At 60.3% G+C, this 21,226-nt stretch carries 20 protein-coding genes; 8 read left to right on the top strand and 12 right to left on the bottom strand.

Annotated elements, in window-relative coordinates:
• The first annotated feature begins 2 nt into the window (after positions 1-2).
• The 7 genes from ACTG1P_RS18840 (at position 3) to nifJ (ending at position 8,937) form a co-directional block, all read left to right on the top strand.
• Complete coding sequence (locus ACTG1P_RS18840) at positions 3-728, top strand: nucleoside phosphorylase (RefSeq protein WP_408842306.1); 726 nt, start codon at positions 3-5, stop codon at positions 726-728.
• 104 nt (positions 729-832) lie between these two features.
• Positions 833-1,504: a Crp/Fnr family transcriptional regulator gene (locus tag ACTG1P_RS18835; RefSeq protein ID WP_440001932.1), complete on the top strand. Its 672-nt coding sequence runs from the start codon at positions 833-835 to the stop codon at positions 1,502-1,504.
• A gap of 42 nt (positions 1,505-1,546) precedes the next feature.
• Positions 1,547-1,873 (top strand): N(4)-acetylcytidine aminohydrolase, encoded by a 327-nt coding sequence (gene yqfB / locus ACTG1P_RS18830; protein ID WP_440001931.1) that lies wholly within the window; start codon positions 1,547-1,549, stop codon positions 1,871-1,873.
• Positions 1,874-1,959: 86 nt separating this feature from the next.
• On the top strand, positions 1,960-2,880 hold the full coding sequence (locus tag ACTG1P_RS18825; RefSeq protein ID WP_440001930.1) for an alpha/beta hydrolase: 921 nt from the start codon (positions 1,960-1,962) through the stop codon (positions 2,878-2,880).
• Positions 2,881-2,941: 61 nt separating this feature from the next.
• Positions 2,942-3,322: a DUF1622 domain-containing protein gene (locus tag ACTG1P_RS18820; protein ID WP_033115688.1), complete on the top strand. Its 381-nt coding sequence runs from the start codon at positions 2,942-2,944 to the stop codon at positions 3,320-3,322.
• A gap of 199 nt (positions 3,323-3,521) precedes the next feature.
• Complete coding sequence (locus ACTG1P_RS18815; RefSeq protein WP_440001929.1) at positions 3,522-5,162, top strand: alpha-glucosidase; 1,641 nt, start codon at positions 3,522-3,524, stop codon at positions 5,160-5,162.
• Positions 5,163-5,391: 229 nt separating this feature from the next.
• Positions 5,392-8,937 carry a pyruvate:ferredoxin (flavodoxin) oxidoreductase gene (gene nifJ, locus ACTG1P_RS18810; protein ID WP_440001928.1) on the top strand — a complete coding sequence of 1,182 codons (3,546 nt, stop codon included), beginning with the start codon at positions 5,392-5,394 and terminating at the stop codon, positions 8,935-8,937.
• Between the two features lie 111 nt (positions 8,938-9,048).
• Here the strand turns inward: nifJ and ACTG1P_RS18805 are convergent, their stop codons facing one another.
• On the bottom strand, positions 9,049-10,413 hold the full coding sequence (locus ACTG1P_RS18805) for an MDR family MFS transporter (protein ID WP_440001927.1): 1,365 nt from the start codon (positions 10,411-10,413) through the stop codon (positions 9,049-9,051).
• A gap of 171 nt (positions 10,414-10,584) precedes the next feature.
• Here ACTG1P_RS18805 and ACTG1P_RS18800 point away from each other — a divergent pair, with 171 nt between their 5' ends.
• Positions 10,585-11,181: an HAD family hydrolase gene (locus ACTG1P_RS18800; protein WP_440001926.1), complete on the top strand. Its 597-nt coding sequence runs from the start codon at positions 10,585-10,587 to the stop codon at positions 11,179-11,181.
• A 110-nt stretch (positions 11,182-11,291) separates the two neighbouring features.
• Here ACTG1P_RS18800 and ACTG1P_RS18795 read toward each other — a convergent pair whose 3' ends face one another.
• From ACTG1P_RS18795 to ACTG1P_RS18745, 11 genes are all read right to left on the bottom strand, one after another.
• The gene (locus tag ACTG1P_RS18795; protein ID WP_042029754.1) at positions 11,292-11,549 is read right to left on the bottom strand and encodes a hypothetical protein; all 258 of its coding nucleotides are present in this window, start codon (positions 11,547-11,549) and stop codon (positions 11,292-11,294) included.
• 262 nt (positions 11,550-11,811) lie between these two features.
• The gene (locus ACTG1P_RS18790; RefSeq protein ID WP_071913116.1) at positions 11,812-12,609 is read right to left on the bottom strand and encodes a DUF1338 domain-containing protein; all 798 of its coding nucleotides are present in this window, start codon (positions 12,607-12,609) and stop codon (positions 11,812-11,814) included.
• Between the two features lie 64 nt (positions 12,610-12,673).
• A complete protein-coding gene (astD, locus tag ACTG1P_RS18785; protein ID WP_440001925.1) occupies positions 12,674-14,143 on the bottom strand; it encodes a succinylglutamate-semialdehyde dehydrogenase in 1,470 nt (489 codons plus the stop codon).
• A gap of 72 nt (positions 14,144-14,215) precedes the next feature.
• Positions 14,216-15,235: an arginine N-succinyltransferase gene (astA, locus tag ACTG1P_RS18780; RefSeq protein ID WP_019446361.1), complete on the bottom strand. Its 1,020-nt coding sequence runs from the start codon at positions 15,233-15,235 to the stop codon at positions 14,216-14,218.
• Positions 15,236-15,310: 75 nt separating this feature from the next.
• A complete protein-coding gene (locus tag ACTG1P_RS18775) occupies positions 15,311-16,528 on the bottom strand; it encodes an aspartate aminotransferase family protein (RefSeq protein ID WP_440001924.1) in 1,218 nt (405 codons plus the stop codon).
• A 276-nt stretch (positions 16,529-16,804) separates the two neighbouring features.
• A complete protein-coding gene (locus ACTG1P_RS18770) occupies positions 16,805-17,386 on the bottom strand; it encodes an aminodeoxychorismate synthase component II (RefSeq protein WP_440001923.1) in 582 nt (193 codons plus the stop codon).
• A 21-nt stretch (positions 17,387-17,407) separates the two neighbouring features.
• A complete protein-coding gene (locus ACTG1P_RS18765; RefSeq protein WP_005334997.1) occupies positions 17,408-17,623 on the bottom strand; it encodes a hypothetical protein in 216 nt (71 codons plus the stop codon).
• Between the two features lie 118 nt (positions 17,624-17,741).
• On the bottom strand, positions 17,742-18,746 hold the full coding sequence (gene trpS / locus ACTG1P_RS18760; RefSeq protein ID WP_005362251.1) for a tryptophan--tRNA ligase: 1,005 nt from the start codon (positions 18,744-18,746) through the stop codon (positions 17,742-17,744).
• Between the two features lie 42 nt (positions 18,747-18,788).
• A complete protein-coding gene (locus ACTG1P_RS18755) occupies positions 18,789-19,457 on the bottom strand; it encodes a phosphoglycolate phosphatase (RefSeq protein ID WP_042082626.1) in 669 nt (222 codons plus the stop codon).
• A complete protein-coding gene (gene rpe, locus ACTG1P_RS18750) occupies positions 19,444-20,118 on the bottom strand; it encodes a ribulose-phosphate 3-epimerase (protein WP_005335006.1) in 675 nt (224 codons plus the stop codon). The genes ACTG1P_RS18755 and rpe overlap by 14 nt, the downstream gene beginning before the upstream one ends.
• A gap of 190 nt (positions 20,119-20,308) precedes the next feature.
• Entirely contained in the window at positions 20,309-21,181 is an 873-nt protein-coding gene (locus ACTG1P_RS18745; RefSeq protein ID WP_005335008.1) for a Dam family site-specific DNA-(adenine-N6)-methyltransferase, read from the bottom strand.
• Positions 21,182-21,226 lie beyond the last annotated feature (45 nt).

Raw genomic sequence — 21,226 nt, 5'->3', positions numbered from 1 at the left:
CCATGACGCTGCTACCCCATCTCCAGTGCCGCCCCGACCAGATTGCCGAGCGGGTGGTGCTGTGCGGCGACCCGGCCCGGGTTGATCGCATCGCCAGCCAGCTCGAACAGTGTGAAGTACTGGGCCAGCACCGGGAGTTTCGTCTCATCAACGGCCGTTATCAGGGAGTGCCGATCACGGTTTGCAGCACCGGCATCGGCGGCGCCTCGGCCATCATAGCGCTGGAGGAGCTGGTGCAAGCCGGTGCCCGATCGCTTATTCGGGTCGGCTCTGCCGGCGCCCTGCAGCACGATATCGGGCTGGGCGACCTTATCGTGGTGGAAGGAGCGGTACGCAATGAGGGAGCCTCGCAGGCCTATCTGCCCGCCGAGTACCCCGCCTGCGCAGACATCTGGCTGCAGGCCGCCCTGCTCAATCAGGTTGCTGCCAGCGGCCAGCCTCATTGGCACGGGCTGGTGCGCTCCCACGACAGCTTCTATCGGGATGATGAGCAGGAGGTATGCCGCTACTGGCATGCCCGTGGCGTGCTCGGGGCAGACATGGAGACCGCCTCCCTGCTGACCGTGGGGCGCCTGCGCAAGGTGCGGGTTGCCGCCGTGCTCTGCAACGTGGTGCTGTTCGAGCAAGATGTGCAGGATGGGGTCAATGAGTACGCCAACGCCGAGCTGGCCATGATGAACGGCGAGCGAAACGCCATCGCCGCCGCCCTCCACGCCCTGGTGCAATAACCCGCAAACCGTTAATCACGGCACATTCGACAGGAGGCGGGCTGGTATCCGGCCCGCGCTCTTGTTAGCCTCATGGCCCTCGTCATCGGTGCGACAGGTACGTCATGCAGCAACAGCCCTATCCCCTCGGTCGTTTTCACGCCGAACTCGCCAAACTGGAACCCCGCTTTGCCGCGGCGCTGGAAGCGTGCACCCTGTTTCTGCGTCGCTACCTGCCGGGCGAATCCATCATGCGGCAGGGGGAGCTGAGCGAGCAGCTCTATCTGGTGGGCGCAGGGCGGGTCTCCCTCAATAGCGCCGTCCACTCGGGCCGCATCTTCCAGCTCGGTGAGATTGAGTGTCACAGCCAGATCTTTGGAGAAATGGAGTTCTTCAGCGCCACTCCGGTGCAGTGGAACGTGGTGGCCGGGACCGAGCTGGACGCACGGGTCATCTGTGCCGACAAGCTGGCCCAGCGCCTGCTGGCCGAGCCCGAGCTGATCCTCTTCTTCGCCGCGGCGCTTGCCAGCGACTATCTCGATACGCTGGAGATCACCACCAGCCGGCTGCTCCACCCCATCGCCTACAACATCGCCTACGAGCTGTGGCGCGAGCGCCAGCGCACACCCATGCTGGGATCGCGCAAGCGGGCCCACGAGGCGGCGCGCTTCGGCACCACCGAGCGGGTCTACCGCCGCGCCCTCAAGGAGCTGGTTGAACAGGGCATAGTTGCCGACGGCAGCGACGGCCCCGTTATCGCCGATCTGGCCAAGCTGCGCGCCTATCTCGACCTTTGATTTACATTCATCCCATTTCGATTCACCCCGTCAGGAGTCACCATGTCTACTCACACCTATCCAGAGTTCACCTTCTTCAGCCGCTTCGTTGCCGACATTCAGGCGGGCCGCAAGACCATCACCATCCGCGACGAGAGCGAGGCCAACTGGCAGCCTGGCCAGCGGCTGGCGCTGTTCACAAACCCGGAGCACCAGCCCTTCGGCACCATAGAGGTGCTCTCCGTCAATGCAGTGGCCTTCGATGAACTGAATGAGGAGCACGCCCGTCAGGAGAACATGACCCTCCCCGAGCTCAAACAGGTGATCCGCGATATCTACCCCGCTCTGCCGCCGCTCTATGTGATTGAATTCCAGCTGTTTGAAACATGATTTGTGAGCTGCCTCAGCTAACGCCGGTTGCGCTCTCTGGCTAAAAGCGCAAAATAACTGTTTTTATATACAGTTGTTGGTGAATTATGGATACACAACTTGAACCGGCCATTGCGGCCATGGTGGCAGAGTTCATCGCTGCAGGCCGCCCCAAGGCGAGCAGCCTGAGCTGGCAGAAGCGGCGTGAAGGATATCTTGCTTCAGCCATATTGGGTTGTGAACGGGAGGAGGTTGGCGCTGTCGAAGAGTGGCAACATGGCCATTATTCCATTCGCCTATATCAGCCAGCGCCCACCTCAAGCGCAAACCGTCCGGCCCTGATCTACTTTCATGGCGGCTGTTTTGTCAGCGGCGAGTTCGACACCCACGACCGCCAGATGCGCATGCTGTGTAATCGCGCCGAAGCACTGGTGTTCGCGGTACATACCCGCCTTGCCCCCGAACACACCTATCCTGCAGCACACGACGATGCACTGGCTGCTACGCTCGCCATCATGGCCGATATGGAGAAATGGCATGGGGATCCGGCGCGGGTTGTCCTTGCGGGCGACAGTGCCGGCGGGCACATCGCCCTGATCACCACCTTGCGACTCAAGGAGCAAGGCGCACCCTTGCCTGCAGCCCAACTGCTCATCTATCCGATGCTCGATGCTGCGGGCGACAGTGACAGCTATCGGCAGCTAGGGGATGACTACCTCATCACCCGCGACATGCTGTTAAGCGGTTTTCACGCCTATCTGGGCGAGCTACCCGCCACTCATCCCGAAGCCAGCCCGCTCCACCATCCCGCCCTGTCAGGATTACCACCGACCCATATCGTAACGGCGGAATATGATCCGCTGCGCGATGAAGGGGAAGCCCTCTATCGCAAACTGCTGCAAGCCGGTGTCAGAACCACCTGTCAGCGGCAACTGGGTGTTATACACGGCTTCTTCCAGTTGGCCGGAGTCAGCCCCACTGCGCGTCAGCTCATTGAACAGCTCTCACTGCTTATCAGGAGACTCTGATTTGGCCTTTGCCGAGCGATGTGTTAATAGTGTCCTCTTTTGAATCATGGAGGTGACCCGAGTGTTTGAGATAGCGAGCCTGAGAGAAGGGATGATGCACGGGGTCGAGCTGTTCCAGCTGCTGCTGGAGATCATCTCCATCGCCTGTGTGGTGATAGGGCTTGGCAAGACCCTCTGGCTGGCGGCACGGATGGAGGATCACGAACCGGGCTTTCCCCGCATTCGCCTCTGTTTTGGCAGCTGGCTCATTCTGGCGCTGGAGTTCCAGCTCGCCGCCGACATCCTGGCCACCACGGTCGCACCGAGCAAGGAGGAGCTGATCCGCCTCGCCATCATCGCGGTGATCCGCACCTTCCTGAACTACTTCCTCGGCAAGGAGCTGGAAGCCCAGACCGAACGCCAGCAGGAGCAGCGCAGCGAGCAGGCCAAAGCGGCCCAGTAGCCCATTTCCTTGCACTGCATCAGCAAGAAGTGCCAGCCATCCCGACCACCGCCGTGGCTCGGGATGGCACCTTTGTGACCCTTCCCGCACTTTTGGCAATCAGCCAACTATGGAACCCTTTTCAAGGTTTCCCCTGCCCTGTCGAGTACCCGTTCATCTGCGTAAGATAGAAAATCTTCTCCCCTAACCGGCCAAGCTGATGAATACGCACTCCCTTCACACGCCCGATATCGACCTCGATAGCTGCGTCATCTACCAGATCTACCCCATGAGTTTTCAGGACAGCGATGGCGACGGCATGGGCGATATCAACGGCATCCGTCAGCGCCTCGACTATCTGGCCACCCTCGGGGTCGATATGCTCTGGCTCACCCCCATCTATAGCTCCCCCAAGCGGGACAACGGCTACGATGTGGCGGACTACCGTGCCATCGACCCCGCCTTCGGCACCCTGACCGAGATGGAGCAGCTGATAGCCGAAGCGGCCGCTCACGGCATCGGCATCATGATGGATATCGTCGCCAACCACACCTCTACCGAGCACGAGTGGTTTATGAAGGCACTGGCCGGGGATCCCTGCTATCAGGACTACTACGTATTCCGGGATCAAGCCTTTGTCGATGCTCACCCCATTACCTCGATTTTTGGCGGCAGCGGCTGGCAGTATGTACCAGCGCTTGATCGCTACTATCTGCACAACTTCGATTCCAGTCAGGCCGATCTGGACTGGGATAACCCGGCGGTGCGGGTCGAAATGGCGGCGGTGATCAACTTCTGGCTGGGCAAAGGGATCAAGGGATTTCGCTTCGATGTGATCGACATGGTGAGCAAGGAGTGGGACCGGCTTGCCATGAGCAATGGCCCGCACCTGCACGACTATATCTTCGAGCTCAATGCCGCGAGCTTCGGCGGCAAGGGGATCATCACGGTGGGGGAGACCTGGGGGGCCGATCTCGCCCATATGCAACGCTACTCCAGCACGGATGGCAGCGAGTTCAGCATGGTGTTCAACTTCGAGCATCTGGGGCTCGGCAGTGACAAGTGGTCATCCCGCTTTGCTCCCCTCGCCTTCAAACGTGCCATGGCCCGCCACCAGCAAGGGCTGCATGGCCGAGGCTGGAACAGCCTGTTTCTCGGCAACCACGACCTGCCCCGCGCCGTCTCCCGCTTTGGCGATGACAGGCCAAAGTGGCGCGAAACCAGCGCCAGGCTGTGGGCCATGGTGTTGCACCTGATGCAGGGCACTCCCTTCATCTATCAGGGGGAGGAGCTGGCCATGACCAACCGCCACTGGCAGCCGGACGAGCTGCGCGATGTGGAGGCAATCAACTACCGCGCCAGCCAGTCAGGGCTGGATCCTGCCGAGCTGAGTCGGCGGCTCGATGCCATCAGCCGCGACAATGCCCGTACCCCGATGCAGTGGGATGCTGGTCCCCACGCCGGTTTCACCTCCACCACCCCCTGGATTGCCCTCAACGCCAATCACATCGAGATTAATGCCGCCGAGCAGCTGACTCGCCCCGACTCGCCGTTTCACTGCTATCGCCAGCTCATCGCCCTGCGCAAGGCTCACCCTGTCGTTCGCCACGGCAAATTCGAGCTGCTGGATGGGGATGATCCCGAGCGCATCAGCTATCGCCGCCACTGGCAGGATCCGGCCAGCGGAGAGCGGCACACCCTGCTGCTGCTCGCCAATCTCACCGCGAACCCCTTGCCGATGCCCCACTTCGACAAGGTGGCAGACGGAATGCGGTTGCTGCTGGCCAATTACCCAAGCGAACCGATGCAGCTCTTCGCCCCTTATCAGTGCGCCATCTGGCTGCAAGTGGAGCAGGGTTAGCCCCGTGTTGACGGGCCATAGCAATGGCCCGTCAATCGCCACCCCACCGGCTACTAGCAGAAAATCACGCCCCTACTCGAAGGGGTTAAATTAACCACTATTACTGACTTATTAATTGATTATTTATCCCGTTTGATACGCTCTCATTGCCCCTCTTACTATGCCTGCGACCTATCCATTGCCGATGCAACTATCGGCCTTCAAACTGGCATAGCAAAGTGGAAAACACATGATCACCACAGACGGGAATAACGCAGTCGCCTCGGTGGCGTACCGCACCAGCGAAGTCATCGCCATCTACCCCATAACCCCCAGTTCGGCCATGGCTGAACAGTCGTCGGCCTGGTCGAGCGAGCGGGGCAAGAACCTCTGGGGGGATGTGCCCCGGGTTGTCGAGATGCAGTCGGAAGGGGGCGCCATTGCCGCCGTCCACGGCGCCCTGCAGACCGGCGCCTTGGCGACCTCGTTTACCTCGTCGCAGGGTTTGCTGCTGATGATCCCCAACCTCTACAAGCTGGCGGGTCAGCTCATCCCCTTCGTGCTGCATGTGGCGGCGCGCACCGTAGCGACCCATGCGCTATCGATCTTTGGCGATCACTCGGACGTGATGGCGGTGCGCCAGAGCGGCTGTGCCATGCTCTGTGCCAGCAATGTGCAGGAGGCGCAGGACTTTGCCCTGATCTCCCAGATAGCGAGCCTCAACAGCCGCCTCCCCTTTATCCACTTCTTCGACGGCTTTCGTACCTCTCACGAGATCGCCAAGATAGCGCCGCTCGCTGACGACACCCTGCGCGCCCTACTACCCGCAGATGCCATCCGTGCCCATCGTGACCGGGCGCTCACCCCCGACAAACCGGTCATTCGCGGCACCGCCGCCAACCCGGACACCTACTTCCAGTGCCGAGAGGCGAGCAACCCTTGGTATGACGCCGCCTATGGCCATGTGAATGAGGCAATGCAGGCTTTTGGCGAGCAGACCGGCCGCCACTACCGGCCGTTTGAATATGTCGGCCACCCGCAGGCGGAGCGGATTGTGGTGCTGATGGGCTCGGCGATTGGCACCTGTGAAGAGGTGATCGAGCGCCTGCTTGCCCAAGGGGAGAAGGTGGGGCTGGTGAAGGTGCGGCTGTTCCGTCCCTTCTCGGCCGAGCACCTGCTGGCCGCGATTCCCGAGAGTGCCCGCGCCATCGCCGTACTGGATCGCACCAAGGAGCCGGGCGCACAGGCCGAGCCCCTCTATCTCGACGTGATGACGGCGCTGGCCGAAGCGGTCAGCCGGGGCGAGCGGGCAAGCCTGCCGCGGGTTATCGGCGGCCGCTATGGCCTCTCCTCCAAAGAGTTCGGTCCCGCCTGCGCGCTGGCGGTGTTTGCTGAACTGGCGCAGGAGAACCCGCGTCCGCGCTTTACCGTCGGCATCTTCGATGACATCACAGGTCTCTCGCTACCGCTGGCCGCGCTGGATTCGCAAAGCCCCATCTACAGCCAGCAACACAAGCTGGAGGCGCTCTTCTACGGCCTTGGCAGCGATGGCACCGTCTCGGCGGCCAAGAACAGCATCAAGATCCTCGGCAACCACACCGACCTCTATCCGCAGGGCTATTTCGTCTACGACTCCAAGAAGGCGGGCGGCCTCACCGTCTCTCACCTGCGGGTGGGCGAGCGGCCGCTGCAATCGGCCTATCTGGTGGAAGAGGCGGACTTTATCGGCTGCCATCAGTGGCAGTTTGTCGACAAGTACCGGATGGCGGAGCGCTTGAAAGCAGGTGGCATCTTCCTGCTCAACACCCCCTACAGCGAAGCGGAGATCTGGCAACGACTACCCAGCGAGGTGCAGCGTGCCCTGCGCGAGAAAGAGGCGCGCTTCTACATCATCAACGCCGCCAGGATTGCCCGCGACTGCCAGCTCGGCAACCGCATCAATACCGTGATGCAGATGGCCTTCTTCCAGCTCAGCGCCATCATTCCCCCTGCAGAGGCGACCAGCCTGCTGAAGCAGGCCATCGCCACCAGCTATGGCAGCAAGGGGCAGACGCTGGTCGAACGCAACTGGCAGGCACTGGAGGCAACCTGCGCCGCCCTGACCCGGGTGCCACTTGGCGAACTGGATCCCGCCAGCCGCCCGCGCCCACCGGTGGTTTCGGCCAAGGCCCCCGATTTTGTCCAGACCGTCACCGCCGCCATGCTGGCGGGACTGGGTGACAGCCTGCCGGTCTCCGCCTTCCCGCCGGATGGCACCTGGCCGGTCGGCACCACCCGCTGGGAGAAGCGCAATATCGCCAAGGAGATCCCCATCTGGGAGGCGGAGCTCTGCACCCAGTGCAACTACTGCGTCGCCGCCTGTCCCCACTCGGCCATTCGCGCCAAGGTGGTGGAAGCGGATGCGCTGGCCGCTGCTCCCACCACTCTCGATGCGCTGGATGTGAAATCCCGTGACATGCGCGGCCAACAGTACGTGCTGCAGGTGGCGCCGGAGGATTGCACCGGCTGCAACCTCTGCGTCGAGGTGTGCCCGGCCAAGGATCGCAGCAACCCGGATCGCAAGGCGATCAATATGGCTTCACGCCTCGATCACCTCGACGAGCAGAAGGCCAACTACGACTTCTTCCTCGACCTGCCAGAGCGCAGCGCCGAGCAGCTGGAGCGCATCGACATTCGCACCTCCCAGCTCATCTCGCCGCTGTTTGAATACTCGGGCGCCTGCTCCGGCTGTGGCGAGACTCCCTATATCAAGCTGCTGACCCAGCTCTATGGCGATCGGCTGCTGATTGCCAACGCCACCGGCTGCTCGTCCATTTATGGCGGCAACCTGCCTACCACCCCCTACACCACCAACGCAGAGGGGCGCGGGCCGGCCTGGGCCAACTCGCTGTTTGAAGACAACGCCGAGTTCGGACTGGGCTTCCGCCTCACCATCGATCAGCACAGGGAGCGGGTGCGCCGTCTGCTGGCGAGCCTAGGCGACACCATACCGGCAGCGCTGCGCGAGGCGCTCGGCGATGCCACCCTGCCGGTTTCCGAGCAGCGGGCCCATATCCAGCAGTTGCGGGAGCTGCTGCAACAGAGCAAGGCTCCGGCAGCCCACGAGCTGGCTCGCGATGCGGACTATCTGGTGGAAAAATCGGTCTGGCTCATCGGCGGCGATGGCTGGGCCTACGACATCGGCTTTGGCGGACTCGACCATGTGCTGAGTCTGGGGGAGAACATCAATGTGCTGGTGCTCGATACCCAGTGCTACTCCAACACCGGCGGCCAGCAGTCGAAGGCAACCCCGCTTGGGGCCATCACCAAGTTTGGCGAGCAGGGCAAACGCAAGGCACGCAAGGATCTCGGGGCCAGCGTGATGATGTATGGTCACGTCTATGTGGCGCAGATCTCCCTCGGCGCCCAGATGAACCAGACTGTGAAGGCGATTCAGGAGGCTGAAGCCTATCCGGGGCCGTCGCTCATCATCGCCTACAGCCCCTGCGAGGAGCATGGCTACGACATGGCCGAGAGCCATGAGCAGATGAAACAGCTGACCGCCACCGGTTTCTGGCCCCTCTACCGCTTCGACCCGCGCCGCGCTGACGAGGGCAAACTGCCGCTGGCGCTCGACTCGCGGGCGCCCAGCGCCTCGCTGGCCGAGACCTTGCGCCACGAGCCCCGCTTCCAGCGGCTGGAACGCCAGCTGCCGGAGGTGGCCAGCCAGCTCTATGAAGAGGCGGAGCAGGAGGCCAATCGCCGCTTCGCCTGGCTGAGCCAACTGGCGGGCAAGGAGAGTCCAGTGCAGGAGTAACTTACGCATGGCTTGATGGCAGCAGCCACTCTATTCGCCAAATAACGATCAGGGCTCCCCGCGGGGAGCCCTGATGCTATCTATGGTGAGCCAATGTCGGCACAGACCAAATCAGGCGCTGATAGAGGCCAGCTCGTGGCGTTTCAACGCCAGCAGGGTGATGAGCAGCGCCAGCGTGGCGATCAGTGCCATGCCGATATAGGTTGCGCTAAAGCCCGGGGCCAGCAGATCGGGGGCAAGTCGGCTCAGATCGCCACCGCTGCCAGCAGGCAGGCGCAAGTGAAACAGCATGGAGCAGATGGCCACGCCGACGGCACCGCCGAGCTCCCGCCCGAAGTTGAACAGCGACATGCCGATGCCGCGATCCTGCCGTGGCAGGGCATTTTGCACCACCACCGAGAGGGCGGGCAGCACCAGACCCAGACCAATACCGGCAAACCCGAGGGCCAGCTTGACCCAGGCATCGAAGTGGATCTGCCACAGAGCCACCGCCGCCAGCGCAAACCCGACCGCAACAAAGCTTTTGTAGTGACCGGTACGGCCTATCAACTTGCCGCCGACAAAGGCGCCGGCGGTGATGCAGATCATGAAGATCACCATGCTCATCCCGCTCTCGCTGGCGCTCAACCCCTTCTGCCACTGCATCTGCAACGGCAGATAGACCAGCACGGCAAACATCAGCAGCTGGGAGAGCATCACCAGCAGCACGCTCACCAGATAACCGGGCAGCCGTGCCAGATGGGCAGGCAGAATGGGGTCGTGGGCACGCCGCTCAATCAGAATGAGCAGCAGCAATGCAACGCCCAGCGCTGCCGAAAGCCAGACGGCGGGCAGCGCCGCCTCCGGCGAGAGCAGCAACAGGGTGAGCGTGGTGACAGTAATCAGCAGACCCGCCCCCTTCCAGTCGAAGCGACTGTGACGACGCACGTTGAGCTGCTTGAGGTTGCGGTTGATGAGAAAGACCGCCAGCGCCCCAAGCGGCAGATTGATCCAGAAGATCCAGCGCCAGCTGAGCTGCTCGGTGAAATAGCCGCCAAGCAAGGGGCCAGCGATACTGGAGACCGCATAGACCGCCGAGATGTAGCCCTGATATTTGCCCACCTCCCGCGGTGGAATGGTGTCGGCAATCACGGTAAACGCGAGGGCAATCAGGCCGCCGCCCCCCAGCCCTTGCAGCACCCGCGCAGCCAGCAGGGTCGGCAGATCCTGAGAGAGAGCACAGGCCACCGAGCCCGCCAGAAACAGGCCGATGCCGATATTGAGCATCCGCACCCGACCAAAGAGATCGCTCAGCTTGCCATAGAGGGGCAGCACGGCGGTGGCCGCCAGCAGGTAGGCGGTGACCACCCAGGTGAGGGCACCACCGGCATGCAGCTCGGCGCCAATCATGGGCAGCGGGGTGGTAACGATGCTTTTTTCCAGTGATCCCAGTGCGATCACCAGCGCCACACTCGAGAAGATGGTTTTCGGGGACATAAGAGGACTCGCTAATCTGATATGCCAAAGGATCCGGCATTGAGCGAATTATTGTCTCACAAATCAGCAAGAGAGAGAAAAAACCACGGCCGGCCATCCTCAACCATGAGACCGATCCCACAATCAAAACCCTCAATCTGCTAGCCTGCCCCATTTAGCCAAGGAGTCCCCATGAGCGAGCAGTACCGGTTTGATCACTACGATGCCCTGATTTTTGATATGGATGGCACCCTGGTTGATTCCATGCCCCTCCATCTCGATGCCTGGGAGCTCACCTGCGCCGAATTCGGCATCCCCTTCAAGCGCGAGCAGCTCTACCAGTACGGCGGCATTCCGACTCGCAAGATCATCGCCATGCTGGCCGAGCAGCAGGGGCTGGAGGTAGACACCGACGCCTTCGCCCGCCGCAAGATTGCCCTCTACATGGAGCATATCGACAAGGTCAGCGTCTTCCCCCGGATGTGGGAGCTGGTCAGGCACTATCACGGCAAGGTCAAGATGGGGATTGGCACCGGCTCACCGCGCAATCAGGCGGAGTCGATCCTGAAGAGTACCGGTCTCGACGCCTATATCTCTGTGGTGGTGAGCGCCGATGACGTCATCAACCACAAGCCGCACCCGGACACCTTCTTGCAGGTAGCCGAACAGCTGGGGGCCAATCCGGCCAACTGTCTGGTGTTTGAAGATACCCAGATCGGGCTTGAGGCAGGCAAGACGGCAGGTATGGATACCGTGCTGGTGCTTGAGGGAGAGTGGCACCCGAGATAACAGGGGCATAGCCACCGTGCCAGGGCACAACTGCAATCATTTTCGGGGAGCCTGTCAGCTCCCCGACTCGTAACTGGCTGACGCCTGTTTGCCCGACCTATTGGCCCGACCTATTTGCCCGAGAGGGAGGCCGCAGACGCAGGTACTTCAGACACCGTGAGAGTAAAGCCATCGGCATGCAACTCATGCTGCTTCTGATGAGCGCACAGCAACTCCAGCGCCTTGCTCGGACTATCCGCGAAGGTGGGCGCAGCAATGGCAGCAAAACCCTGTGCAACCAGATGTCGACGCTCATCGCTATAGCTGGGTGCATTCGCATCGAGATAGGTAAGCGACTGACCTTGCTTGAAAAAGTGATAGTTAGGCATCGATTGGCCCCGCAAAAATAAAGCGTCATTCTACTCCTTTTTGCCCACTTGCCTGCGTCAATCTGTGGCGTATCGAGTGATCTCGTTCACATTTTTATCAACAATTCGACCACACCAAACACCAGCAAAAATCATAACCCCTCTCCTCTTAAGTCATTGATAACCAGAGAGGGCACCGCCACCAACTGCAAACAAAACGCCTCCACAGGGGAGGCGTTCTCATGCCAAGTGGCACGGCACAACCCGTGCCGCTCACCGAACTTTACATGGCGTTGGTCGATTCGAAGATCTTGTCGGCCGACGCCTCGACGAACCCCGGATAGAGCACGCCGTCTGGTTGCGGGTAGCGCAGGGCAAACTCGTAGAAGCAGCTCGGGATGGTACGCACCCCATCGCTGAACGGCACATCCGCCTTGTCGGCCATGGTGGAGGATTGCTCCAGCATGACCTGCGGATCCCCTTTCACCTCGCCACCCACGCTGTTGAGGACAAAACCCGCCGCCTTGAGCGCCGCGTTGACCTGCTCGATGGTGTCGAAGTCCTTCAACTTGTTGATATTGACCGTGAAGTGGTTGGCACGATAACCCCAGGCTGCCATCCAAGCAGCATACTCGCTCTCCGCCAGCAGGGTCTGGTAATCAGCGTAAGAGACCTGCCAGGGGGCACCGGCGTAGAGAAATGCCGGGGTATCGGTCAGATGCTCGGGCACCTGATCCGCCAGCTTGTGGATGATGGCCTGCGCGCCTGCGGAGAGCTCTTCGACCTTCAGCTCGCTGATAAACACCTTGGGAGCATCGGGATCCTTGTGCTCAAAGTGCTTGGCGTTGAGCTTCTTCGCCTTGAACACATACTCTCCCTTCTGCTCGTAACCGAGTGCCAGAAAGTGGGCGGCCAGCTTCTCCAGCCCCAGTTTGGGCAGGTTGTAGGTACGAAAGGCAATGTGGTCGTTGATGATGGGCTCACCGCCCCCCAGCAGGGCATGCACTTTAAGGGCGCTTGGTGTCACCTTGATGTAGTTGTCCCACAGATGACTAAACAGGGTGTCGATATCCTTTTGCATCTCTCTTTCCTTTGATTGCGGGTACGAAACGGGGCCCCGATGGGTGCCCCTTGTAGTTGTCTGTTTAGAAGAAGAGGCCCGGCGAGAGCTGCTCAGGCATAGCCGCCTTGCTGTCTTCGACCGACGCAACCGGATAGGCACAGTAGTCAGCGGCGTAGTAGGCGCTCGCCCTGTGGTTGCCGGAAGCGCCGATACCGCCAAACGGCGCGGCACTGGAGGCACCGGTTATGGGTTTGTTCCAGTTGACGATGCCGGCACGGATCCGCTTGAAGAAGTGATTCCAGTCCGCCTCCTTGTCACCCAGCAGACCGGCCGAGAGGCCGTAGCGAGTGGCATTGGCCAGATCGATGGCCGCATCGAAATCGTCATAGCGGATCAACTGCAGCAGCGGGCCGAAGTACTCTTCGTCCGGCAGCGCGCTGATCGCAGTGACATCGATGATGCCCGGGGAGACAAAGCCGGTGCCCGCTTTCAGGTGCTCAAGCACCTGCAGGCTCTCGCCGCCCAGCTGTTGCAGGTTGGCTTGTGCTTCGACCATGCCAATCGCAGCTTTCTCGCTGATCATCGCCCCCATAAACGGCTGTTCTGTGGCGTCATAGAGGCCGACCTTGATCTTGCCCACCACCTCGACCAGTCGCTTGACCAGGGCATCGCCACGCTCGCCGCGCTCGACAAACAGGCGACGCGAGCAGGTGCAGCGCTGACCGGAGGTAATAAACGCCGACTGGACGATGGCATGGACGGCCCCGTCGATGTCACTCACCTCTTTCACGATCAGCGGGTTGTTGCCACCCATCTCGAGGGCCAGAATTTTGCCCGGCTGACCGGCAAACTGCTGATGGAGGAAATGACCAGTACGGGATGAACCGGTAAAGAAGAGGCCGTCGATATCGGGGTTGCCCGCCAGCGCCTTGCCGGTCTCGACCTCGCCCTGCACCAGATTGAGCACTCCCTTGGGCAGTCCCGCTTCCTGCCACACCTTGAGCATGGCTTCCGCCACCATGGGGGTCAGCTCGGAGGGTTTGAACACCACGGCATTGCCCGCGATCAGCGCTGGCACTATGTGGCCGTTGGGCAGATGGCCCGGGAAGTTGTAGGGGCCGAACACCGCCACCACACCGTGGGGCTTGTGACGGACATACGCCTTGGCGCCCGGCATGGGGTTTTCCACCGTACCGGTACGCTCGTCATGGGCGCGGATGGAGATGGCGATCTTGCCCTGCATGGCGGCCACTTCGGTGCGGGTCTCCCACAACGGTTTGCCGGTTTCGCGGGCGATAGTCAGCGCCAACGCCTCCTTGTGCTCACCCAGCAGGTCGGCATAGCGACGCACTATGGTCAGGCGATCCTCGAGATCCATATCAGACCAGTGGTAGAAGGCGGCGCGGGCAGCCTTGACGGCCGCATCGACCTGAGCCGCACTGGCGGCAGCGCCCTGCCAGATCACCTCGTTTTTGGCCGGATCCCGTGACTCGAACGGCTTGCCTTCACCAGCAAGCCACTGACCGTCGATAAATTGCACTAACTGGCTCATCCATTCACTCCCTGTCGCTGACAGGCAGCCTCGGCTGCCTGCTTGATAATCAATTTGCTTGTCCTGTCTGCCTCAGTCGAGGTCGACTACCCGCACCATGTCGCCATCCTGTACCTTGAGTGCCGCCGCCATCTTGGGCGGGATGATGGCCTCGTGCTTGTCGAGATCGACGCGGATATTGCCGTAGCAGGCACGGTACTGTTCGAAACGGCTGTTGCAGAGCAGGTGGGTACGGCCGCCGATGGGCTCGCCGATCAGCACCCTCAGTTTCTGGCTGCGACGCACGCTGCGGATGTTCTTCAATTCGCATTCGACCGCCGGCCCCGCATCGAAGATATCGACATAGCCGCGATTCACGAATCCCTCGTCCTGCAGCATCTTGATGGCCGGGCGGGTCTTCTCGTGGGTCTGGCCGATGACGGCGCGCGCCTCCTTGCTCAGCAAGTTGACGTAGATGGGGTACTTGGGCATCAGCTCGGCGATGAAGCGCTTCTTGCCGATACCGGTGAGATAGTCGACGGTGGGAAAGTCCATCGAGAAGAAATGGGTCTGCAGCCACTCGTAGAAGGGGCTGTGGCCATTGCCATCGGAGACGCCGCGCATCTCGGCAAAGACGGTTTCGTCAAACAGCTCGGGGTGCTCGGCCATAAACAGAAAACGGTGCTTGGAGAGCAGGCGGCCGTTGAGCCCCTCTCGGGCACATTCGCGCAGGAACAGGGTGCAAAGCTCGGTATTGCCGGTGTAGTCATTGGAGAGAGTCAGCGTCTCGACCACATTGTAGATACCGAGTTTGGGCGAAGAGTGCACCACCTTGCCGATGTGGTAGTTGTAAAACGGCTGGGAGAGACCAACAGCCGCATCGATGGCGCAGGTCCCTACCATCTCGCCGGTCTCGAGATCCTCGGCCACGAAGAAGTAGAGGCAGTCCCCTTTGCCGGCCGGCTTGTCGGAAAAAGTCTGGGTAGAAGCGTCGATCTTGCGCTGCAGCAGCTCATCATTGACGGGCAACGAGGTCATGCCGGTGCCGGACTCGATGGCGCAGGTCTTGAGCCCGGCAAAATCTTTTTGCTCGATGGGACGGATAACCAACATAAATGACAACTCCCTTTCATTGACGTCAGGTGGGGTCCCGGCTCCTGCCGGGAGGGCTCCCCACCTCAATTTGGATCAGGCGTTAACCACCTGGGCGACCGCCTTCTCGAAGCGGGCCAGCCCCTCCTTGATGTCCGCTTCCGGGATCACCAGCGAAGGAGCAAAACGAACCACGTTGGTGCCGGCAACCAGCGCCATCAGCCCCTGATCGATGGAGGCCAGCAGGAAGTCGCGCGAACGCCCCTTGTACTCTTCGCTCAGGGCTGCGCCCAGCAGCAGCCCCTTGCCGCGGATTTCGCTGAAGCAGTGGTACTTGGCATTGATGGCTTCAAGCCCATCACGGAACAGCTGCTCGCGCTGCTTGATACCCGCCAGCACCTCCGGGGTATTGATTACATCGATCACTGCTTCCGCCACCGCACAGGCCAGCGGGTTGCCACCGTAAGTAGAGCCGTGAGTGCCCACTTTCAGGTAAGAGGCTATTTCGTTGGTAGTCAGCATGGCGCCGATGGGGAAACCGCCACCCAGAGCCTTGGCGCTGGTGAGGATGTCCGGCGTGACGCCAAGCCCCATGTAGGCGTAGAGCTCGCCGGTACGACCGACCCCTGACTGCACTTCGTCATACACCAGCAGGGCATTGTGTTTGTCGCACAGCTCGCGCACCCCTTTAGCAAACTCGTCGGTAGGACGAATGATGCCCCCCTCCCCTTGCAGCGGCTCCATCACCACGGCGCAGGTGTTGTCGGAGATCACCTCGGCCAGCGCGGCCAGATCGTTGTAGGGAACATGGGTAATGTCACCGGGCTTGGGACCGAAGCCATCGGAGTAGGCTGCCTGGCCACCGACGCTGACGGTAAAGAAGGTACGACCGTGGAAGCCCTGATTGAAGGCGATGATCTGGGTCTTCTGCTCGCCAAACTTCTCGATGGCGTAGCGGCGAGCCAGCTTGAGAGCGGCTTCGTTCGCTTCGGCGCCTGAGTTGCAGAAGTAGACCTTGTCGGCGAAGGTGGCGGCGACCAGCTTCTTGGCCAGACGCAGGGCCGGCTCGTTGGTCATGACGTTGGAGAGGTGCCACAGCTTCTCGCCCTGGGTTTTCAGGGCCTCGACCAGCTTGGGATGACAGTGACCCAAACCGTTGACAGCGATGCCACCGGCGAAGTCGACATACTCGCGCCCTTCCTGATCCCAGACACGTGACCCTTCACCACGCACCGGGATGATCTTGGCGGGCGCATAGTTGGGAACCATCACTTCATCAAACACTTCACGTGTCACTGCCAACAACTCTGACATATAGCTCTCCTTCGATTCGGCGACAGAATAATCCACCGCCCAAAAGTTAAATCCGTGTAAACGTGACGGGATTATCACAGAAATAAAGTAAAAAGTCTGTAACAAGACGGCCTGTAAGGAACAATGTTCGATTGCTCTTGAGATTTTAGGCAACCGCATTGCATAACGACTCAGGGGGGCTTGGCAAGAGATAATTTGGGCAGGAGAGGGGGTGAATAAAGTGTCAGGGAAATTTTTTTTGCCTTCTCTCGAACTTGAGAAGGCGATCACAACTTTTTATGAACGCGCCAGACAGTTGGCCAGCAACTGATGGCCCTGCTCGCTCAAAATACTCTCCGGATGGAACTGAACACCCTCGATGGGGAGCGTCTTGTGGCGCAGCCCCATGATCTCGTCAAACGAACCATCGGCATGCTCGCTCCAGGCGGTGATCTCGAAGCAGTCAGGCAGCGTGTCGCGCTCCACCACCAGCGAGTGGTAACGGGTCACCCGCAGCGGGTTGTTGAGCCCCTTGAACACCCCCTCATTGCGATGGCGGATGAGCGAGGTTTTGCCGTGCATTACCTGACGGGCACGCACTACGCGGGCGCCGAAGGCCTGCGCCAGCGACTGATGACCAAGACAGACGCCGAGAATGGGCAGCTTGCCAGCAAAGTGGCTGATGGCGTCGAGAGAGATCCCCGCCTCATTGGGCGTACAGGGACCGGGAGAGATCACCAGAAAACGGGGGGAGAGTTGCGTGATGGTATCAAGCGTCAGTTCATCATTGCGCTTGACCACAACCTCTTGTCCCAGGGCGCCGAAATATTGCACCAGGTTCCAGGTAAAAGAGTCGTAGTTATCGATCAACAACAGCATGAGATAACCAACAGCAGAGAATTAACGATCGAGATAACGACCCTGTTCCATTTCCCGTTCACGCTGACACTCGGCCAGATAGATGGCGGCAGCAACGGCAGGGGTTTTATGGTGCTTGTCGATGGCATTGGAGACCATCAACTGCAGGGTATTGAGGTTTTTCGCCTTGCGAAATTTACGTAGCCAGTGACCTTTGTCACTCAGCTCTTCAGCAGAAATAGTTGGTTGAACAGGCATGCTTTCTCTTGGGGATATTACCCACGTTGAAATAAAGAAATTAAACAAAATAGCCGGGCAGAAAATAAAGAAAGCCAGGCAAATACCCAGCTCTCTTCTACTACACCTTCCCAGTATGTCAGGCTCGAGGAACGAAGCCGACTACATCATATACGCTGGTCAGGGTTTTTTCAGCTCTTTCGCGCGCCTTTTGTGCGCCTTCTGCCAGAATCGCGATCAGATGGGCCTCATCCTGACGCAACTCGTGGAAACGGGCCTGAATCGGTTCCAGCAGCGCAACCACGGCTTCGGCGGTTTCGGTCTTGAGGTGACCGTACATCTTGCCTTCGAAGTGCTGCTCCAGCTCGGGGATGGAGCGTCCGGTCACACCGGACATCAGGGTCAGCAGGTTGGAGACACCCGGTTTGTTTTCCGGATCGAAACGCACCACCGCCGGCTCGTCGGAATCGGTCACCGCACGCTTGATCTTCTTGACGATCTGCTTGGGATCTTCCAGCAGGCCGATGAAGTTGGCCTCGTTGTCATCCGACTTGGACATCTTCTTGGTCGGATCCTGCAGGCTCATCACCCGCGCACCTTCGGTCGGAATGAAGGGCTCCGGCATGGTGAACACCTCACCATAGAGGTTGTTGAAACGGGTGCAGATGTCGCGGGTCAGCTCCAGATGCTGCTTCTGGTCGTTGCCGACCGGTACCTGATTGGCCTGATAAAGCAGAATATCAGCGGCCATCAGCACCGGATAACCGAACAGGCCGACGTTGACGTTGTTCTCGAAACGGGCGGACTTGTCCTTGAACTGGGTCATGCGCGACAGCTCACCCATCTGGGTATAGCAGTTGAGGATCCAGCCCAGCTCGGCGTGCTGCGGCACGTGAGACTGGATGAAGACGGTGCTCTTCTTGGGATCGATACCGACCGCCAGATAGAGGGCGGCTGCGTCCAGACAAGCTTTGCGCAGGGCTGCCGGGTCCTGACGAGTGGTGATGGCATGCAGGTCGACGATGCAGTAGAGGCAGTCGAACTCATCCTGCATGTTGACCCACTGACGCAGGGCCCCCATGTAGTTGCCGATGGTCAGTTGACCGGAGGGTTGCGCTCCGCTCAATACGATTGGTTTAGTCATGAGTGTGTTAATCCTTGTTATTCAGCCAGCCCAGCTGCGCTATTAGACCAAAAGTGCATCGAGCTGGGCAAACTGCTCGAATACCCAGTCTGGATGGGAGTCGGCGATGGGACGGCCATAGTTGTAGCCGTATGTAAGACCCACCACCTTCATGCCAGCCGCCTTGGCCGCCAGCACGTCATTTTCGGAGTCGCCCACCATTAGAGTGCGAGCCGGGCTCACCCCCAACTCTTGGCAAGCGTGCAGCAAGGGCTCCGGGCTCGGCTTCTTGACCGGCACGCAGTTGCCGCCAAGCCAGAGTTCGAAACAATCGCTGATGCCAAGGGCATCGAGGATGGGTGCCACGAAATCGCTCGGCTTGTTGGTGACGATCGCCTGCTTGTAGCCCAGGCTTTGCAGACGGCGCAGACTCTGCGCCACCCCGTCATACATCGCCAGCCCTTGCAGCAGGCAAGCGTTGTAGTGCTGGAAAAAGATCGGTCTGGCCTTGGCAAACAGCTCGGGATCGGCCTCGCGATAGGCGAGCGCCCGCTGGATCAGCTTGTCGGCGCCGTTGCCAACCCAGGTACGGATCACCGCTTCATCGGCCTGCGCCAGACCGAGGTCTGCCAGAGTCAGATTGACCGCCAGCGCCAGCTGGGCGGCGCTGTCAATCAGGGTGCCGTCCAGATCGAACAGCACCAAATCAAATGCGCGCTCAGCGTGTGACATGAGCCAGCTCCGCACGCATCTTGTCGATCACCGCCTTGTAGTCAGGCTGACTGAAAATGGCAGAGCCGGCGACAAACATGTCGGCACCCGCTTCGGCGATCTCGCGAATGTTGTCGACCTTCACCCCACCATCGATCTCGAGACGGATATCGCGGCCACTCTCGTCGATCAGACGACGCACCTGACGCAGCTTGTCGAGGGTGCCGGGGATGAAGCTCTGGCCACCGAAGCCCGGGTTGACCGACATCAGCAGGATCACGTCCAGCTTGTCCATCACATACTCGAGGCAGGAGAGCGAGGTAGCAGGATTCAGCACCAGACCGGCCTGGCAGCCCATCTCCTTGATGAGGCCCAGAGAACGATCAACGTGATCGGACGCTTCCGGATGGAAGGTGATGAGGGAAGCACCGGCCTTGGCAAAATCGGGAATGATGCGATCCACCGGCTTGACCATCAGGTGCACGTCGATGGGGGCCTCGATACCGTAGTCACGCAGCGCCTGACAGACCATGGGGCCAATGGTCAGGTTGGGGACATAGTGGTTGTCCATCACGTCGAAGTGAACCACGTCGGCACCAGCAGCCAGTACCTTGGCTACATCGTCACCCAGACGGGCAAAATCGGCAGAGAGGATCGAGGGGGCAATCAGAAAGTCTTTCATCAGCATCATCCATTGGCAGCCAGGGAGAAAAAGCGGCGCAATTTTAACGTAAAAGGCGGGCGAAAACGACTCGAATGCGGGGTAAATGGGGCAATCGCCTCCCCTCCCCCAGCAACCCGGGTTTTGCGGCATCGGCACGAGCCCAGGCGCGCCCATAAAAAAACGGCGCCCCTGGGCGCCGCATGGTCTATTACGTCAGCGGCAGCAGTTCACTGTCGCTGGGATAGTAGCCCTGCTCCGGCTCGATACCGGGGGGATAGAGCGCCAGCAACTCGGCCACCTTGTTGCGGGTGCCGCCATTGCGGCTGATGGTGCGCTTGACCAGAATTTCGTCGAGGCGGGCACCGCGATAAAGCTCACGAGTCAGCTCGATATCATGGTTGCTGATCAGCACCGGCACCCCTTTGTGAGCGGCTGTGTGGCGGGCCAGTCGCGCCAGGATCGCCTGATCATCCAGGGTAAACCCACCGGAGGCATAGGTGGTGAAGCTCGCCGTAGTGGAGAGCGGCGCATAGGGTGGATCACAATAGATAACCCAATCCTCTTCGGCACGCTTGATGGCGTCGGCGTAGCTCTCGCAGATAAAGGTCGCCTTCTGCGCCTTTTCGGCAAAGGCCCACAGCTCTTTTTCCGGGAAATAGGGTTTCTTGTAGGAACCGAACGGCACGTTGAAGCCGCCCTTCTTGTTGTAGCGGCACAATCCATTGAAACCGTGACGGTTGAGGAACAGGAACAAGAGTGCCCGCTCGAAGGTGGTCTCGGTCTGATTGAACTGGGTACGCAGCCGGTAATAGGCCGCCTTGTGGTTGTGCTCTGCCACAAACAGCTTGCGCGCCTCGGCAATGAAACTGTCCGGCGTCAGCTTGAGGTGGTTGTACAGGCAGATCAGATCCGGATTGATGTCGTTGAGCACATACGCGTCGTAGTCGGTGTTGAGAAACACAGACCCGGCCCCGACGAAGGGCTCCAGCAACACACGCCCGGCCGGCAGGCGCTCGGCAATCTCTTCAACCAGGGAGTATTTTCCCCCGGCCCATTTTAAAAAAGCGCGTGTTTTTTTCATGGAAATCCGGTGTGTAAGAAGGCAAGACCCAAAAAGGGGGACGAT

It is taken from the genome of Aeromonas sp. 11P (assembly GCF_051920165.1).
GTDB classification, from domain to species: domain Bacteria; phylum Pseudomonadota; class Gammaproteobacteria; order Enterobacterales; family Aeromonadaceae; genus Aeromonas; species Aeromonas veronii.
This window is presented reverse-complemented; position numbering and strand designations above follow the sequence as displayed.

Excerpts from the sequence above, each read along its gene's own strand:
- ACTG1P_RS18765 (WP_005334997.1), bottom strand. The coding sequence starts at position 17,623 with ATGCCTGTTCAACCAACTATTTCTGCTGAAGAGCTGAGTGACAAAGGT.
- ACTG1P_RS18825 (WP_440001930.1), top strand. The coding sequence starts at position 1,960 with ATGGATACACAACTTGAACCGGCCATTGCGGCCATGGTGGCAGAGTTC.
- ACTG1P_RS18770 (WP_440001923.1), bottom strand. The coding sequence starts at position 17,386 with ATGCTGTTGTTGATCGATAACTACGACTCTTTTACCTGGAACCTGGTG.
- ACTG1P_RS18790 (WP_071913116.1), bottom strand. The coding sequence starts at position 12,609 with ATGCAAAAGGATATCGACACCCTGTTTAGTCATCTGTGGGACAACTAC.
- ACTG1P_RS18815 (WP_440001929.1), top strand. The coding sequence starts at position 3,522 with ATGAATACGCACTCCCTTCACACGCCCGATATCGACCTCGATAGCTGC.
- trpS (WP_005362251.1), bottom strand. The coding sequence starts at position 18,746 with ATGACTAAACCAATCGTATTGAGCGGAGCGCAACCCTCCGGTCAACTG.
- ACTG1P_RS18745 (WP_005335008.1), bottom strand. The coding sequence starts at position 21,181 with ATGAAAAAAACACGCGCTTTTTTAAAATGGGCCGGGGGAAAATACTCC.
- ACTG1P_RS18840 (WP_408842306.1), top strand. The coding sequence starts at position 3 with ATGACGCTGCTACCCCATCTCCAGTGCCGCCCCGACCAGATTGCCGAG.
- ACTG1P_RS18775 (WP_440001924.1), bottom strand. The coding sequence starts at position 16,528 with ATGTCAGAGTTGTTGGCAGTGACACGTGAAGTGTTTGATGAAGTGATG.
- ACTG1P_RS18755 (WP_042082626.1), bottom strand. The coding sequence starts at position 19,457 with ATGTCACACGCTGAGCGCGCATTTGATTTGGTGCTGTTCGATCTGGAC.
- rpe (WP_005335006.1), bottom strand. The coding sequence starts at position 20,118 with ATGAAAGACTTTCTGATTGCCCCCTCGATCCTCTCTGCCGATTTTGCC.
- ACTG1P_RS18835 (WP_440001932.1), top strand. The coding sequence starts at position 833 with ATGCAGCAACAGCCCTATCCCCTCGGTCGTTTTCACGCCGAACTCGCC.
- ACTG1P_RS18795 (WP_042029754.1), bottom strand. The coding sequence starts at position 11,549 with ATGCCTAACTATCACTTTTTCAAGCAAGGTCAGTCGCTTACCTATCTC.
- yqfB (WP_440001931.1), top strand. The coding sequence starts at position 1,547 with ATGTCTACTCACACCTATCCAGAGTTCACCTTCTTCAGCCGCTTCGTT.
- astD (WP_440001925.1), bottom strand. The coding sequence starts at position 14,143 with ATGAGCCAGTTAGTGCAATTTATCGACGGTCAGTGGCTTGCTGGTGAA.
- astA (WP_019446361.1), bottom strand. The coding sequence starts at position 15,235 with ATGTTGGTTATCCGTCCCATCGAGCAAAAAGATTTTGCCGGGCTCAAG.
- nifJ (WP_440001928.1), top strand. The coding sequence starts at position 5,392 with ATGATCACCACAGACGGGAATAACGCAGTCGCCTCGGTGGCGTACCGC.
- ACTG1P_RS18800 (WP_440001926.1), top strand. The coding sequence starts at position 10,585 with ATGAGCGAGCAGTACCGGTTTGATCACTACGATGCCCTGATTTTTGAT.
- ACTG1P_RS18805 (WP_440001927.1), bottom strand. The coding sequence starts at position 10,413 with ATGTCCCCGAAAACCATCTTCTCGAGTGTGGCGCTGGTGATCGCACTG.